This is a genomic window from uncultured Pontibacter sp., assembly GCF_947492645.1.
Taxonomy (GTDB): Bacteria; Bacteroidota; Bacteroidia; order Cytophagales; family Hymenobacteraceae; genus Pontibacter.
On the sequence record NZ_CANLMZ010000001.1, the window covers coordinates 164,191 to 182,000 of the forward strand.

Sequence of the window (17,810 nt, forward strand, 5' to 3'; positions counted from 1 at the left end):
AGTTAGCGGATAATAGTTACGTGCCCCGAAATCGGCTTTTCAGACCTGTTCAGGTAAATCATGTAGTAATAGGTAGCCACAGGCAGATCTTCGCCATTATGGGTGCCATCCCAAGGCGTGCCGTAGCCGTTAGAGGTAAAAATGATATTACCCCACCGGTTAAACACTTCCACTCTCACATCCGGGTAATTCTCAATGTTGCCGATCTCCCAGATCTCGTTTACGCCATCTCGGTTTGGTGTAAAGGCATTCGGAATGATAAGGGCTGGTATCACCTCTACCGTCACTTCGTCTATGTCCACGCAGCCTTCTGCAGTTGTAACTGTAACAGTATAGGTTGTTGTCTCTGTAGGGCTGGCCACCGGGTTAGCCACATTCGGATCACTTAGCCCTTCAGCAGGTTCCCATAGATAAGTTTCCCCTCCCGATGCCCGTAACTCTGTTGTTCTACCCTGTATAATGGTTACATCTTCGCCGGCATCAGCTTCTGGTGTTACAACAGTTACCGTAGCCGTCGTACGGCTGCTGCTGGCACACCCGCTCGCACTTACAGCCTGCACAAAGTACACAGCCGATTGTGTTAGAGTCGGGGTTTGGAAAGTAGTGCCGATAAAAATGGGAGAGCCGCCTGTAGCCACATCGTACCACTCATAAGTTTCGCCGTTCGGGTTAGAGATCGCTAGCGTGGCAGATCCTCCGACGCAGGCCGTTGCGTTTCTAACCTCTAGCGCAGGTGCAGCCGGAACGGGTATAATAGTGATCTCCACAACTGCAGAAGTATCGGTACAGCCCGCAGAGCTGGCCAGCCTCCTGAACCATGTGCTTTGATTTAGGGCAGCAGGTGTGTAGTTTTGACTTGTATTGTCGCCAGCTGCGTTCACAAAGCCTGCTGTGGCACTTATAGTACTGCTCTGCCACAGGTAAGTATATGCACCAGTACCACCGGATGGCGCGCTGCCTGTTAACTGCTGCGGCTGCGAACCTGCACACACCGTCTGGTTGGCAGATATGGTGTTTCCAGTAACGCCTGGGTTTACGGTTATCTGTACAGCCTGACTAACATAGCTTGCACAAGCGGCTGAGGAAACAGTCCTTCTGAACCAGGTGGTGCGCGTTATAATACCTGGCGTATAGCTTTGACTAGTGTTGTTTCCTGCTGCCGGTGTAAAGCCTGTAGCACCATTGGTCGTGCTGCTTTCCCAGAGATAAGTATAAGTGCCTGAACCCCCGGTTGGCGCAGAACCTGTAAGTGGTGCGGGTGTTGTTCCGCGGCATACTTCCTGGTCTGCAGAAATAGTGTTATCTCCAAGCTCAGGATAAACTGTTATTTTGATTGCTTCTGAGATAGCCGTACAACCGCCCGATGTGACAGTACGCCTGAACCAGGTATCCTCAGCCAGGTTGGCCGGCTGGTAATTTTCTCCGTTGTTGGCCCCAGGAGCAGGAGCAAAGCCTGATGTGGCACTTTCTGTACTTACCTCCCATAAGAAAGTATAAGGCGCACCTCCACCGCCTGTCGGCCTTGATCCCGTTAATAAAGCCGGTGTTTCGTTGGCGCATATCTCCTGTGCCTCGCCTATAGTATTTGATGTGGCAGGCACCGGATCAACAGCTACAATCTCTACTACATTACTCGTATCGGCAGAGCAGCTGCCTGAAACCACAAGCCTTCTGAACCAGGTGGTGGTGGTAACAGGAGCAGTAGGTGTATAATTTAGTGTATTGTTTACGCCAGGCGCATCAGTAAAGCCGGTGTTGGCATTGGTTGTGCTTATTTGCCATGTAAAGCTATAAGGGGTGCTGGTATCGCCGCCGGTAGGCGTGCTACCCGTTAAGGCGGCAGGCACCTCTCCCTTACACGTGTTGCGCACCGGGTCTCCCTCCACAAGGTTATTTGTAACCGCAGGTACTACCCTGATTGCCACCGGCGTGCGTGGCCCAATGCATACCACAGAGTTAGCTGTATCCAGGGCTGCTACATAAAATGTAATGTCGGCTGTAAGGGTAGGCGTAGAGAATGTCGCGCCTGTAAAAATGGGGAGAGCGTTGGGATCATCCGAATCAAACCAAACATAATTAGGGCCAGGACTGGTAGGCGTAAGCGTAACAATATCTCCGGCACAGGCTACACCAGGGGCCTGTATAGATGGCCTGGCTGGCTGCTGAAGTATAATTACCTCCTGCACGGGCGCACCTTGCCCCCCCATGCTGCTGTAGATATCGTCGGAGCTGCCGCACTCGTTTACAGCCTCTACGGCCACAGTATACTTCCCGGGGGTGGTAAAGTCATACTCAAAATCGAATGTATCGGAGTTAAATGTGCGGGTAACGCTTGTAGGGCCGGTAATAGTAATAGTAACTGTTACTTGCTCGCCCAGGTTTTTATCTATAAACAAGCCTGTGCCTGAAAAACCTCCTGCCCCGCTGCTGCTGTAATCTATTGTAGTAGGCCCACACGAGGTAATGCTTTCCGGCAACTGCACCTGCGGCCAACCCACCACCACCGACTGTGAAGTAGTGTCGCTGCCACAGCTGTTCTCAACTATCAGCTCTATGTTATAAACACCAGAAACTGTAAACTTAAATACCGGATCTTTGGATGTGAGCGTGCCTGACTCGAGTTCATACCCCTGGTCAGGCTGGATGGACCATTTATAGGAGAGGTTCCCGCCTGAAGAGCTGTCGGCTGGCGTAACTAAAACAGGCACGCAAGGCGGTATCTGGTCTTCCTCTACTCTTTGCTTTTGGTCTATGGTAAAGTTGGCCGTTGGCTTTTTGCTTACATTAAACTCCCTTTCGTAGATAACCTCGCACCCGTTTCCGGCAACGGCCCTGATGGTGATCGGGTAAACGCCAATCGTGTCGTAGGCAGTAGGGTTGGAGATCGGGAAATTACCCGGAGTATACTGCTCTTCATCGCCATTGCCCCAGTTTACAAAGTATGTTCTGATATCGCCTAAGTATGGCGCGACTGTCTCGTTGTTGATTACTGCAAAAACTTCAATGTCTTCATCTGCAATGGTATCAGGCAAGCAAATCTGGAAGTCGTTTTCTTCTGAGAAGTCAACTTCCGGCTCGTTTCTTACCGTAATGACCTGCCGAACTGTGTCTGACTCGCAACCTGTTTGGTTGGTGGCTATAACTCTTGCGGTAAAATTTGTTGTACCCACTCCCTTAGACACGTAAGTATGGCCCACTTCAGGCCCACGCGCTGTAGCACCATCCCCGAAAATCCAGGTATAAACTACAGCAGGCTGCGGGGCGTTGACGGAGAATGTAAGCGGTGTGCCGGAGCATTGCTGCCCCGTAGGACTTACCAAAAAGTTAGGGGGAGCAGGAAGCACGTTTATAGCTATCTCTGTAACTGATGAAGTATTTTCCTGGCAATCGGTACCCGAAACCCGCACCTGGTACCTGCCGGCCTCACTCACAGTTATATCATTGTCTGTCTGTCCATTCAGCACAGTACCATCGCGCAGCCACACATAAGTTAAGCCTGTTCTGGTGTTGGCTCTAAGTATCGTTGTTTCTCCCTGGCATAAAACTGTTCTGCCTTCTACTGTAATGGTGGCATTACAAAAGGGAGCTCCTCCCTGGGCTTTAACGGTTACACTTGTAAGCATAACCAGGCTCAGTATCAGAAATGCGGTGTACAGATGCTTCAGCAGAAGATGCATTTAAATGTGATTATAGGGTGACTTCAAAGCTCCATCAGCTCAGTTTACATTACGATAACTCTATATATTCAGATTCAATTTTGATTATATTAAGATCAGAAGACCCGCGAATAACCAACAGAAGGTGTTTGGGGAGGGTGTGCCCACTAGAAGAGAACCAGAGGCAGGCGCACAATCACCCATTACCTCTATTGATAAAACCTTAAAAAGGTTACACTACAGCTTTATTATTTACCAGTTATTATATCATTTAACGATCTGCCAAGATGCAAATTGCATGAGCGTACATCCATTACCCTATAAAAGGCAAAAGCCCTGCAACCGAAGTTGCAGGGCTTTTGCCCATTACTGTTTTACTTTTTTTAAAAGGCTTACTTTGCTAAAACCAGTCTTTGCACAACCTGTAGTTTATCAGCTTTGATGTGCACCAAGTATAAACCTACCGGCAAATGCGACAAGTCTATTGCCTGCTGCCCTACCAGGATACCTGTTTCTTTGCTGTAAATTACCTGTCCCAGCGCATTAACGATGATTACCTGCACCTGCTTTAGTGCCTGCTGTGTATGCAGCACTACCTGACCAGTTGTAGGGTTAGGAGAAATAACAACGCCCGCCTTTGCTGCATCTACCGCCACAGCGTTTGGCTGCAATGTTACCTGCAGCGCCTCTGAGTATTCTGAAAAACAGTCTTGCTCATTTTTCACGCGTACTTTGTAAAACCCTGGCTTGCTAATAGTTATACTTTGCGCAGTTTCACCAACTAGTCTCTCATCGTCTTTAAACCACTCGTAAGCAGCACCAGCTATACTTGCCGTTAACTGCGTTGCATCCTGCGCTATACTTGGCTTAGCAGGCACAGCGGTTACTGTTACAGTCACATCATCTTCGTAAGTGCAGGTGCCATTGGTTGCTGTTACACGATAAGTATAAATACCCGGTACTGTTAAGGTAACATTCGGGTTAGCCGCTGTAGCATCAGAAAGGCCTGTAGCCGGAGCCCAGGTATAAGTATAATCTGCAGCTGCAGCTGTACCGACGGCAGTTGCCATACTTGCACAAACTGTTTTATCTTCACCTGCTATACCTTCTAATGGGTTTTCGTCGCAGTCTACAGCCGGTGCAGCAGCGTAAAGCCCTACATCATCAATGTTCCAGGTCTCTTTTTCACTATTGGTCATGATAACCAGTTTAGCTTTTACTGACGATGTACCGTTCGGTATAGAAACACGAAGTATGGAGGGAGCATCTTCTACGCCAAGCAAACCTGTAGTCGTAAATATCTTTTCTGTTGGCACGCCGGCAGTAGCTGCAATCACAGCTTTTCCATTCATGCCGTACTGGATGTTGTTTGCGTTAGTGGTGCCGGTAATCCGTATCTCCGGGGTAGTGCCAAAATCTGCTCCGTTTAATGCCACGTATACTTCAAAAAAATCAGAATTCTCGATGCCATTGCCTGAAGTAGTAGCTACCGAAGAGTTGTAAAGCTCCAGGTACACATCCTGCCTTCCAGTTATATTTACATCGCTAAAAATCACGGTATTGGTTGTGTTGCTTGTTTGCAAGCTAGCCCCGCTGCGCAAGCGCTGCCCAGATGGGTAACCTGTGTTTTCATCTGATTTGCTGAAGCCCGAGGTTACTTCCCAGCCATCGGTTGCGGTGGTATTGAATGTTTGCATGGTAACAAGGCTGCCATCGCCAACCGGAGGGGCCGTTACCGCAGTAGCAGTTGTAACCGCGTAGGCTGGCGCACCTGCCACAGCGTATACTTGCCCATTTGAGCAGCTTTCGAATATTTGCGCATAATACGTTGCGTCTGGCTCCAGGCCTGTTAAAGCTATACTGGTACCTGTGCCGGCATATACTAGCTTGCTTCCGTCGGCCAACGTGTTAGCTGACGTGTAGTTTGCGTTAGCGCCGCTATATGCAGTACCGTCTGCAGGCACAAACGCTACAGGGCCCCCTTTCCGCAGCACAACTATTCTACCGTCTCCGGTACCGTTTGCCCAGCTTAAGGTAAAGCTGGTTTGCATAATATTGGCTGCTGCGATGGCTGTTGCCACAGCTGGGGTGCCGCTACAAGTATAATCCGGAGTGGTGGCTGATACAGCAGGCGCGTTAGTGGTATTGTATTCTTCAGAAGATGCGCAGTATTCAAACACCTGCACATAGTATGTTTTGTTTGCAGTTAAGCCTGTAACTGTTACGCCAGAACCGCCGGCGCTATGCACTACTTTATGACCGTTTCCTTTTTCTGCTGCTAAAGTGTAGTTAGCATTTACACCTGTGTAAGTGCCTGTAGGAGTAAAGTTAACGGCTGCACCCTCTCTGATAACTACCAGTCGGCTGTTGCCGCTGCCGTTTGCCCAGCTAAGGCGCAGCGAGGTGGTGGTAAGGTCTGTGGCTACAAGGTTTGTAACCTGCGTGGCAGGCTCACAGGTTACTTGCTTAAAGCCCCATGCCGAAGCTACCAGATCAGGATAATCAATGTATGGGTTTCTATTGCCCTGCGCTTTCTCAACGCGGTTGTTTCGCTCTACCTCGCGCGCATCTACGGGGTCTTTCAGGTGCCACTGGTAAAGCGTGTTTATATCTGCAACAGCTGTGATACTGTTTTTGCCACTATCGAATCTCTCGTTGGCGTGCATGGTGTAGAAGTAGAAAACTGCTCTTGCAAGATTCCCTTTATGGTCTTCGCGTGGCTCATACTTACCCGGGCCATCTTCGCTGTACTCATCTATATTAGTGGTTGGGATAGATGATTGCGACGATGTTCCGCGCACCCACTTAGTTGTTTGGTTATCAGGAATCTCTGCAAAAGGATCGCTGCCACGGTCTGAGTTCCAGGTATCGTATGTTGGGAAGAGGTGGTGAATGTCAGAACGCATACGCACCGCCTCATCAAACCAAGATTGTGGCACCGTATGCTCGCAGTTTATTCGGCCTACATCGGCTGTGGAGGTCGCTGTTTCGTTGTAGGGCTTGCTTACCTTATAACCGGAATAAACACAGGTAACTTCATTGTTATAGTTATCGATGTAATTATACATGCGGCCACGGGCAGTACCATAATCAAGTACAGTACGTTTGCCTTCGTACCAATTAACGCGTAGCCATGTTCGAAGCTCTTCACCGGCAAGGTGTGAGGGGGGCGCAGTTTGTGCATTAGCATATTGCCCGAATAGCAGCAATGCCAATACAATGCGTAAAAGTATTTTCATAAAAAGACTGGTTGGTTGATTTTGCGGCAAAACTAACTAAATCCAACTCACCTGATACTATATAAGGATTATATAATTGTTACCCCTGGTACCTACTGCCTTTTGTATTGTATTTTCTTTAAATGAGCACAATATTAGACCATCCAAAAGCAAAAGGCCTGATCCAATTCTGAATCAGGCCTTGCAAAAGAGGCGTTCAATGTACCTTTTAGATTTAATTTTCTGGTAGCCAGCTTAAAGGGGCCACGGCTATTTGTTTGAAAGCGCCTTACCTTTTAACCAGGTTTCTGCTTCAGGTCTGTTATCGAACAATGCCGCTTCAAAAGCTTTCAGCTCTTTATGAAATTTGGCCGCTGAGCTGTCTCCAAAGCTTTCGGGGGTAGTTATCATAGCAAAATGCTTTAAGCCTGCCGCGGCTGCTTTAGGCGCCCACTCATATATCACCCAATCCAACGAATGGTCCCAGGTACCTAAAATCAAACGTGTGTCGTTAAGCACACAGTTGAACTCTGCCTGCTGCATAACTTCTATATATGCCCCTGCACCCGTTTTAATATTATCGGCAGTTAAATATCCCATCCAGTTCACGTGCACCCATCTGTTCCGGGTATCTGCCTCGATGGTTAAGAACACTCTGCCAAAGGCGTTCTTAAGTTCTTTTTTCATAAGCTAAAAGTTGATTTATATGCTTGAAAGGTTCAAAATAACAACAGCTTGCATTTGCGTTTTGTTCTTTTTGGGCAATGTATTAAGCAGCCAAATTTACTATTCATACTGTTATACTTTATAAAAAGCTCCTATTTTTTGTGTTACAGGATAAAGGCTGCCCCAAAGTTTTAGTATAAACCAACGCGTAAAAATTAAGTTCATAAAGTACATTCTACTTAAAAATCCTTTACTAAGGCCATCTATCTCCTTGCCATTTCTGAAAAACCGCATATTAACATGCTGTTAACCCCTTAAAATTTATGCGTTTACCCTTTGCATAAGCCATTAACAATATTTCGGTGTTATTGACACACTATTAATTTAGATTTAGTCTAAATAATTTTGCCTGCTTCGCTTTTCATCATACATTTGCAATAATTTAAAATTGTTCTAAATAACATTAGCGTTGTACATGAATTCTTTCAAGGCGTTCTCAATTCTTTTGGCTTTCGTTTGCTGTTGTACTACTGTGCAGAGCCAGAACTTAGAGACAGCAAGTGTTTTCGGAAATGTACATACAACCTCAGGCGATGCTTTAGCCGGGGTAACGGTAGTGCTGCTAAACACAAATTCAGGCACTACTACAGACGCGAATGGCCAATATAGGATTTCAGCCATCGCACCGGGAAGTTATACTTTAGCTATCAGTTTTCTTGGTTTCGAGACGCAGCAAAAAACCATACAGCTTAGGGCAGCCCAAAACCTGGAAGTAAACATTGCTTTACAAGAAAAGTCTTTTGCGATAGAGGGAGTGGAGGTAATTGGCAAGTCTGCCACCACAAAAGTAAACGAACAAGCTTACGCTGTTACTGCCATCTCTACCAAAGAACTACAAAACAGCACTTCCGATGCTAAAGAAGTGCTAAACCGGGTGTCGGGCGTAAGGGTGCTGGAAGAAGGTGGTTTAGGATCCAGGGCAAGCTTCAGTTTGAATGGCTTTTCGGGAGACCAGGTAAAGTTTTTCCTGAACGGCTTGCCAATGGATAATTTCTCGTCATCGCTTAGCCTGAGCGACATACCCGTTAATACTATAGAGCGAATTGAAGTATACAAAGGCGTGGTACCCGTTTGGTTAGGAACAGATGCCTTGGGCGGTGCTGTGAACATTATCACAAACAAAAAAGATAATTACCTGGATGCATCTTACGCTGTCGGTTCTTTTAACACGCACCGCCTGTCGCTGAACGGCGCTTATACCAACCCTGCCAACGGCTTTACCTTGAGGGGCAGCGGCAACTATAACTACTCCGACAACAACTATAAAGTATGGGCAGAGATAACCGACGGAAATGGTAATATAAAAGAGACTGCCGAAGTAGAGCGCTTCCATGACCGCTACCGCTCTGCTACTTTGATGCTGGAGACCGGCTGGACGGGCCGCAAGTTTGCCGACAACCTGCTATTTGGTGTGATCGCGTCAGGAAATGACCAACAGGTGCAGACGGGTGCAACTATGGCGTCGGTTTACGGCGGCATTTTGCGTAACAACCAGTCTGTGGTGCCTACCTTAAAGTATAGCAAAGACAACCTGTTTACCGAAGGCCTGAACGTAAGCCTGAATACAGCCTTTAACTATACCAAGAGCGAGAGAATTGACACCCTAAGTGGTGCCAGGTTTAACTGGGCCGGCGAAAGATTTATAACCGAAGGCTCTAAAGATGGCGAAAACCAGCGCACTTTCACCACATTTGATGATACCGACTTTAACAGCCAGCTAAATGCAGGCTATACTATCAGTCCAATGCACTCGCTGGCGCTAAACTATGCCGTTTCATACTTTAGGCGCGATGCATTTGATACTGAAAACCCCGATAAGATAGAAAACAAGCTTCCGAAGGCGCTAAACAAGCAGGTGTTGGGATTGGCTTATAAGTTTGATCCCTCTGAAAAGTGGTCTACAACGCTATTTGGTAAACTGTACCTGATGCACGCCGAAACAAGCAAGGAGTTTGATTTTGGAGGAGAGACACGCCGTATTGATGCCCTTGATGTAAGCAAAGATAATTTGGGCTATGGCTTGGCAAGCACCTACTTTCTGCTGCCAACGCTCCAGATAAAAGCATCTTACGAGCATACTTACCGGCTACCTGAACCTATCGAGATCTTTGGCGATGCCCTTTTCATCAACCCAAACCCTGACTTGGGGCCGGAGCAGAGCAACAACTTTAATGTGGGGGCTGCTTACAGTTTTAAGCTTTCACAAGATCATCAGTTTAACCTGGAAAGCAGCTTTATTTACCGCGATTCAAAAGATTTAATTCATCAGAATGTTCGGATCGCCAGCCCAATCACCACCTACGGCAACCTAAGCGAAATTCGCACTTTGGGTGTAGAAGGAAGCATAAGATACCAGTGGCGAAAAATGCTGCACCTGGGTGGTAGTGCCACTTACCAGGATATAACCGATCAGGCCGACCTCCTTTACAACGATTACAATGGTTGGGTGAGGAACTTTAATAAAAGTTATCGCCAGCCTAACAAACCCTACCTGTTTGCAAACGCCAATGCAGGTTTTACACTTAAAGACCTGTTGGCCCCTGAGTCTGCAGTAGGTATAAACTACTACTACAATTTTGTAGAGCAGTACTTTTTAAACTGGGCACAGAACGGATCAAAAAATGACAAAGTAGTTATCCCGAGGCAATCTTCGCATAACGTGGAAGTATACCTGAGCCTATCCAACGGAAAGTATAACATCTCGGCGGAGTGCCGCAACCTGACCGATGCCCTGCTTTACGACAAATATTATTTACAAAAACCCGGGCGTGCTTTTTACCTGAAGCTGCGGTATGTCCTCTAATTTATCATTCATATAAAATAAGTAACTCCTATGTCTCTAGCTAAACTTACTAAACGATTTGCATTGCCCGTTCTTGGCCTCTGCGCAACAGCTTTCTTTACATCTTGTAGTGATGATGCTTCTGATCCAAATCCTGCAGCTACCGGAGAAGAGCAATTTGTGGTATCGCTTGCCTTAGAAGGCAACGATGGTAGCTTTACATACTACTCAGTACCTTTTGATGATGTGATGACAGGAACGCTCTCTGCCGTTGGCCAAGGTATAGAGCAGCCGGGCTATTTCGACTTCACGCAGATTGACAAAACCATTTACAGCATTGGCGGATTAGATGATGTGAATGTAGTAGGCATCTCGAGAGATGAAAAAGGAGAACTGAAGAAAATAGGAAACGTATCGTTCGCCAACAGCCTTTCTGATATTGTAAAAGCCGACGATAACACCTTAGTGGCCGTAGAAATGGCAGGAACCTCTGATGTTGTGAAATTCCATACGATAAACGCTAATACACTTACTGTTACAAGCACCAAACAACATAAGGTTTCTGACGTCACAAGCACAAAAGCTCCTGCTTATGCTGGCATGCGCATTAGTGGTAACAACTTGTTTCTAAGTTACTACATCAGCGATCCGGTTACTTTTAACACACCTCATACCGATAAGGCTCAAATAGCTGTTTATTCTTATCCTGGATTAGAGTTCCAGAAGGTGATTGAGGATACACGCACAGGCCCGATAGGTGGCTTTAATACAAAAACAGGCCTGGTGAAGAATGAGCAGGGAGATGTGTATGCTGTTTCGCACTCTAACCCCGCAAACGGCTACAGCCAATCTACTAAACCGGCAGGCATTCTGCGCATCAAGAGCGGACAGACAACGTTTGACCAAACATACTTCTTTGATGTGGCAGCAGTTACTGGCGGCAAAACAATTTCGCATATGAAGTACCTCGGCAACGGAAAAGTATTTGCCGAGATCAACATGACAGATCGTGCGCAGCAGGTTAGGTGGTCGGATAGCCCCCTGAAATCAGCCGTAATCGACCTTAACAACAAAACACTCAACTTTATTGAAGGTATGCCAGAGCATGCAGGTGTGGGGCGCAGGCTGGCCACACTACACGATGGCAATGCTGTATACATGGCTGTACCAGAAGGCAACAGCATATACATGTATAAAATAAACCTTGAGAATAACACGGCTACCAAAGGTGCTGAAGTGCAGGCAAATTTTGTAGCTGGTATTTCAAAGCTATAGCAGCGCACAATAGTGCAGTTCCAGCTCCATCCAAAACAGGTGGAGCTGGCATTATTCATTCTTTATTACATTTCAGCTCCGATGAAAGGCAAAAAAAACAGCAGCAAAAGTGTTTTCAGGAAGGTTAACGATTGGTTGCATCTCTGGCTTGGCCTCACTTCAGGTATTGTGGTGTTTATTGTGAGCATCACAGGCTGCTTTTATGCTTTCCAGCAAGAGATAAAAGATGCTATGGAGCCTTGGCGCTTTGTAGAAGTACAAAACAAAGCGTTTGTACCACCCAGCCAGCTGTTGGATACTGCTAAAGTATACATGCCCAACGCTGAGCCTACCGGCCTAACCTACAGCAATAAAGAAGGTGCAGCAGCCGTAGGTTTTGAAGGTGAGGAAAATGGCAAGCGCACATTTACAGCTATTTTCATGAATCCTTATACTGGCGAGTTTTTACAGAAGCAGCAAAGTATAGGAGAAGGGCAGTTTGACTTTTTTCGATTTATCATTGATGGCCATCGCGCTTTGTGGTTGCCTTATAACATAGGGCGCCCTATTGTTGGGGTAGCCACGCTTGTTTTTGTGCTGCTGCTGGTAACAGGGTTGGTAATGTGGTGGCCCAGGAAATGGAATAAGTCTAATGCAGCTAAAAGCTTTAAGATAAAATGGAGTGGCAGCTTTAAACGTGTAAACTATGACCTGCACAATGTAGTCGGTTTTTATAGTTTGATTCTGGCTTTTGTATTGGCTGTTACTGGTTTAGTGTGGAGTTTTGAGTGGTTTGCTAATTCGCTATACTATGTAACGTCTGGTGGTCAGGAAAAACCAGAGCACCATCACCCCCACTCAGATATCTCTAAAGCCGGCTTACTTGCCAACGACACCATACCTGTGCTTGACAAAGCCTGGTTTAAAACTTTGGCCCAGGAGCCTACTGCACAGGGTTTTTACATGACCCCTACGCTGCACGACAAAGAAGATGCGATTGAGGTTATAGCTTACCAGGACCACGGATCATGGTATAACCGAAACGAGTACTACTACGACCAGTATACCTTAGAGCACTACCGCGTAAAAGGCGACAAGTATACAGAAGCCAGCCTTGCTGACCAGCTCGATATGCTTAATTACGATATTCACATTGGGGCTGTTTGGGGACTATGGGGCAAGACACTTGCCTTCTTTATCAGTCTTATTTGTGCCAGTTTACCTATTACAGGTTTTTTAGTATGGTGGAACAAGAAGAAACCTAAGAAAAAACGAAGCGCTAGTGTAGTTAACTTCAGGAAGGCATCAGCAGGAGCTACAACTAGATAAACTTAAAACGGATTCTACGTTTGGAAATCAACTAAAACCATGTGTACTTCCGGTTTGTTTCAGCCATTTTCAAATGCCATACATGGAGGTTATAAATAGTCTATCAAAAACTAGAAGCTATTTAAAACAAAGAAGCCTGACTCATTTCTGAATCAGGCTTCTTTTTAGGTAGACCAACTAGTTCAGCAATCGAACTTTTTAGAGGAAGACATTGCTGCCTTAGAGGCTTTCTACTACCATGCCGGCTACACCTCCACGGGCGGCTCTAAATCATCTCCAAAATCTAAAAAGAAGTAGAGATGACGGCAAAGCAACACCTTCCACAGAACGCAGCTAACCCGGGCAGCACGAAGCAACCGGCTGCAAAACCAGGCATCAAGACTTTCCTGACAGCTGAATCCCGTTATGACAAGCGTCTAAGCTCAACTGCCAAGATCATCCTCTCTGAGATCGCAGGCCTTGCCAAAAAGCACAATAGATGCTGGGCCACCAATGCACACTTTGCTAAAAAGTTCGGTGTAGACCCTAAGACTATCTCTAGAAGCATTACCTGCCTTGCCAAACTCGGTTATATCCGGGTTGAGATCAACCAGGAAGAAGGAAATAAAAGGAGCATTTTTTTGTGTGAGGATACCCCAAAAACGCCCCGACCTATGGACAAAAACGACCCCAGCTCTGGACAAAATACGCCAGAGGATGCGGCTTCACTCCTTATATATAATAAGAATATTAAATCTAAAGATGAAAGTGAAGGGAACACGCACGCCAATTTTAATTCAAAAGTTTTATCAGGTTCAATAGCTGCTAGGCAGCAGCCAAGTTGGCAAGAGGTGGAGCTGTATATGCTAACACTCGGTCATGGCTGGCTGAAGGGGAATGAAAAGGCTCAAGCGACAGCCTTCGTTGATTACTACTCTGCCACAGGCTGGCAAATGAAATCCGGCCCTATACAAAACTGGCAGGCGGCTGCCCGCAACTGGTTAAACAAATCACAAACACTTTCTCACAACTCAAAAAACCAAAAAAATGACAGCAATACGATCAATAAAGGAAATAACCGATGGATGGGCTTCCCTGGCTACCACAGCACCGACAGAAACAAGAAATACAGCGGTAAGCTATAGCATTGCCCCTAGATGGACTACTGAAGCCATACTTGCCTACTTCCTGCACAGTCTGCAAAGTGTGGACTGGCCACAAGAGACAAGAGAAAAGCTGATTGAATTCAATTGGCACCGGAACATTTTCGAGATACTGGCAGCCTATGCTGCAAACGATGTGGATGCTATGCATAGACTCCAAATCAACCCAAAGAAAGGCTTTTTGCTAATGGGACCTGTCGGGTGTGGAAAAACTGAGGCCATTATGATGCTTAGAAAGTTTATAAAGCCTGGGCTCAAGTGTGAGTTTATGTATGACATCAAAACAGCATGCAGCATAAAAGGGGAGGCAGCAATTACACCTTTTCGTTTTGGCCCGATACACTCCACTTCGAGCAAACAAATCGAATGCCTGTTTGATGACTTGGGGGTAGATGTTCCCATAAATTACTTCGGAAGATATATACATATTGGTCAGGAGCTTATTTATGGCAGGCATCTAAATTTCAAGAAAACAGGAGTCAGAAGCCACTTTACTACCAATCTAAATGTGGAAGAGCTTACTGAATACTATAAAGAAATCTCTGGGTCCAGGCTTAGGGAAATGTGTAATGTAGTCCAATACCCAGATGATGCACCCGATTTACGATTTTAACCCTTTAACAAACTTAAACTTATGAGACAGCTAAAAGAAAAAACCGCCTCCATTTCCTGCAGGGTACCTGTAGACACGAAACAGAAGTTTATTGAAATGTCTGACATACTGCAGCTAAGCTTAGCACAGTACGTTGCTCTATTGGTACACATTGGAGACAGCGGAGAAGCAGGCTTTAAAGAAGTAGAAAAACAATTGGAGGATGCCTATGCCACACAGAAGGCTTTAAAGGAGGAACTTCAGAAGTATAAGGACTTGCTACCGTTTGCCCAGGCTCCTTATTTAACTCCCCTAACCGCCATTCTGCAGAATGACCAAATCCTGAAAGAGCTTTATGAAAACCACAGAAAAGAGCCTTTAGCTAAAGCGATTTTACTAACGAAGGAATTTCAGTTCAACGTCATGCTTGAGGCAAAGTTTTTCGAGAAAACAACTTACTATTCCATGGGGGGCTTTGGCTGGACCTATATGGGTAAAGACAGAAACACTGTAACTATAAGAAAATTTTAAGCATCAATGGAGAACGTACTAATGCACCCCGAGCCTTGTGATTTATACTGGGAGCCTACTATGGCAACAGATTCTAATTCTACCTTTTCACTAGTACCCTTTTTCCTACTATTCCTTGTAGTAGGCTTTATAATTGGGCTATTCATCTTACAAATGAAAAAGGAAAAGCATCTGCTAGAACGAGAATGTTGAAAGCAAAACCGCCACAGCTAACAGTACAGATCTTACTTTGCTGTGGCGGTTTTAATTAGAAACTGGAAGCTGCTACTTTAACGCTCCATTCTTGTAGTTTTCTTTCCTAATCATTTTGTTGTTGCTGTCCAGGTACGTTGTTTTGCCATTGCGAACCCCGTCCTTAATCTTTCGCTCTTCCTTCAGGCCAGCAGTAGCATCATGATATACAAACTCACCTGAAAATGGCTGCCCACTAAGCGTTTTGTACTTCTCATCAAGAGGCTGTCCACTCGCATAGTTCTGCTCCAGTACGACATCCTGCTCAGGATAATGGTATGCCCACAAGCCCACTTTGTTTTCTTTTATGAAATCACCTTTAACCAGTAAATCACCCTTCGGAGTCGTTACCTTATACTCTCCATCCTTGTAACCATAGATCCCGCTGGATATAACACCAGTAAGGCTTCGGAAGACCTTTTCAAAGTCAGCATGATGTATTTTCTCCTGCCTAAAGATCCTGTACTCCTGTGAAATGGTTTTGTCGCTCAGGTACTCTGTTTGCCGGCACATGAGGCTGGCTGAGCTCTCATTGTAGATCTCATACTTTGTTAATGGCTTCTCTCCTGCGCTGTCATAGGTTGTTAGTTGCTCAAGATTTCCGTCTCGGAGTATTTTGATTTCAGAGGGCTTGCCAAGTTTGTTCCAGACAATGTATTCCCCGTTCAGCTCACCTGCCTTAAAGTTTAACGTTTCAACTATGATATTCCTATCAAAATAAGCTATCCATTTACCCTCCTCTTTACCATTTAGGTATTCGCCCTCAAAATATAGCCTTGCCTTGGTACCGTCTGCTAACTCACGTGAGTAGCCTTCTATCCAATGCCCATGTTTCTCGTCATTTAAGAATGTACCTTTACTTATTAAGACACCTGTAGAATCTTTCAATTCATAGCTTCCATTTAGCAGATCATTCTTAAAAGTCGCTACTTCTTGAACAGGATATACCTTATAATAGAATTTTAGCTTATCACCGGTAGGGGCTTCAACTTTGTCAATTACAAAAAAGCTTTTTTCTATACCGTTCTTTTTTCCTTTAACATAGTTTGTTTCAGCCATTACTTTGTCCGCACGCACTCCTACTGGTGTATAGTATATCCACTTCCCTTCCCTAAGGTCATTTATATACAATCCTTCGCTTAGCTTACCCAATAAGTCAGAGTAGACCCATTTGCCATTTTTTGATCCGTTTTCATACTCACCTTCACTATCAACAGCCCAAACGAAGCTTCTTTCCCCTGTTTCAGGAACAGTTAAATGAACTTTGACTTGCCGCTTATAAAGTCCATTTAACCTTCCATCTGTGTAATTAGCTATTTCAATGGTATCAGCACCTATAAATTCTTTTACCTCACCGTGCTTGACTCCATTCTTGTAGTTTCCATAAGCAACTACTTCTTCTTTGCCATCCTCAATAAAATAAGATACCCACTTCCCGTCGTTCTCCCCATTCTTTGTCGCACCCGTTATCTTAAAATTGAGATTCCCGCTCTCTTCATCATAATAGTACTCCGTGTATTTACCTGTTTGAACCCCATTAACATAATTTTTTTCGATCGACTTCTTCCCTTGTTCATAAAGTAAAGCGGTACCATTTAACTCTCCATTAAGCATATAGTATTCCACTTTTTTGCTCCCAAGGCTATCATACTCAATGAACTTTCCATTTTCGTTACCGTCAGCAAAAAACCCTTGCTTTTGTAGTTGTCCATTTCTATAATAGGATTTAAACTGGCCATGTAGCTCACCATTCTTTAAAAAATATTCTGTCTCTAACTCACCATCATCATAATAGCTGGTTTTTTTCCCGTTATCAGGATCATAAATACCAGCTTTTCTGATTACCGTTATTTGATAAGCAGTTAAACTTGCATCTGACCACTCATCTTCATCCCTTTTCTGGGTGCTTATTTTGATAACATAAGTAGCATTGGCATAAGTTGAAACGACCTCACCGTCTTCTATCTTACTACCTATTAGCTTAAAGCCTGTAGATGTCAGAGAGCTCTGTATTTGTGTATAGAAGGCCTTACTTAAAGTTACATATGAAATTTTATCTGGCTGAGAATCAAATGTGAAGAGATAAAACCAGCCTTGGGCTTTATTGTTGTAGCTGTTCTTATTATAAGACCAGGTTATCGTGTTGTATTGAACATTATCTCCATTTTGCGAGTCATGATAAACCCAGCCTTTAGCAAGCAGATTCGAATTAACCCCTTCCCAGTTTTGCTTACCACATAAGCCGATTAACTCTGCAAGAGTTAACTTTTGAGCAAAACAAGTAGGCGAAATAAAAAGCAGAGCAGCTAAAACCAGTAATAGCTTTTTCATATAGGTACTGTACTTAAT

General features: G+C 45.1%; 10 protein-coding genes. 6 read left to right on the plus strand and 4 right to left on the minus strand.

The genetic code is table 11. The features are described from left to right. Positions 1–2 precede the first annotated feature (2 nt). From Q1A23_RS00690 to Q1A23_RS00700, 3 genes are all read right to left on the minus strand, one after another. Positions 3–3,677, minus strand: coding sequence for a gliding motility-associated C-terminal domain-containing protein (locus Q1A23_RS00690; protein WP_299818026.1), 3,675 nt, complete (start codon positions 3,675–3,677; stop codon positions 3–5). A 371-nt stretch (positions 3,678–4,048) separates the two neighbouring features. Next, positions 4,049–6,895 (minus strand): endonuclease, encoded by a 2,847-nt coding sequence (locus tag Q1A23_RS00695; RefSeq protein ID WP_299818029.1) that lies wholly within the window; start codon positions 6,893–6,895, stop codon positions 4,049–4,051. A gap of 249 nt (positions 6,896–7,144) precedes the next feature. Then, complete coding sequence (locus Q1A23_RS00700) at positions 7,145–7,561, minus strand: STAS/SEC14 domain-containing protein (RefSeq protein ID WP_299818031.1); 417 nt, start codon at positions 7,559–7,561, stop codon at positions 7,145–7,147. Between the two features lie 454 nt (positions 7,562–8,015). Here Q1A23_RS00700 and Q1A23_RS00705 point away from each other — a divergent pair, with 454 nt between their 5' ends. The 6 genes from Q1A23_RS00705 to Q1A23_RS00730 all read left to right on the plus strand — a co-directional run bounded on the left by Q1A23_RS00705 (position 8,016) and on the right by Q1A23_RS00730 (position 15,230). Continuing rightward, positions 8,016–10,403, plus strand: coding sequence for a TonB-dependent receptor (locus tag Q1A23_RS00705; RefSeq protein ID WP_299818034.1), 2,388 nt, complete (start codon positions 8,016–8,018; stop codon positions 10,401–10,403). A gap of 30 nt (positions 10,404–10,433) precedes the next feature. Further along, complete coding sequence (locus Q1A23_RS00710) at positions 10,434–11,657, plus strand: DUF4374 domain-containing protein (RefSeq protein ID WP_299818037.1); 1,224 nt, start codon at positions 10,434–10,436, stop codon at positions 11,655–11,657. Between the two features lie 81 nt (positions 11,658–11,738). Beyond that, positions 11,739–12,965: a PepSY-associated TM helix domain-containing protein gene (locus tag Q1A23_RS00715; RefSeq protein ID WP_299818040.1), complete on the plus strand. Its 1,227-nt coding sequence runs from the start codon at positions 11,739–11,741 to the stop codon at positions 12,963–12,965. Between the two features lie 299 nt (positions 12,966–13,264). Further along, positions 13,265–14,089 carry a helix-turn-helix domain-containing protein gene (locus tag Q1A23_RS00720; protein WP_299818043.1) on the plus strand — a complete coding sequence of 275 codons (825 nt, stop codon included), beginning with the start codon at positions 13,265–13,267 and terminating at the stop codon, positions 14,087–14,089. A 61-nt stretch (positions 14,090–14,150) separates the two neighbouring features. Next, complete coding sequence (locus Q1A23_RS00725; RefSeq protein WP_299818046.1) at positions 14,151–14,720, plus strand: hypothetical protein; 570 nt, start codon at positions 14,151–14,153, stop codon at positions 14,718–14,720. Positions 14,721–14,741: 21 nt separating this feature from the next. Next, positions 14,742–15,230, plus strand: a complete 489-nt coding sequence (locus tag Q1A23_RS00730) for a hypothetical protein (protein ID WP_299818049.1) — start codon at positions 14,742–14,744, stop codon at positions 15,228–15,230. 264 nt (positions 15,231–15,494) lie between these two features. Here Q1A23_RS00730 and Q1A23_RS00735 read toward each other — a convergent pair whose 3' ends face one another. Then, positions 15,495–17,792 carry a toxin-antitoxin system YwqK family antitoxin gene (locus Q1A23_RS00735; protein WP_299818052.1) on the minus strand — a complete coding sequence of 766 codons (2,298 nt, stop codon included), beginning with the start codon at positions 17,790–17,792 and terminating at the stop codon, positions 15,495–15,497. Positions 17,793–17,810 lie beyond the last annotated feature (18 nt).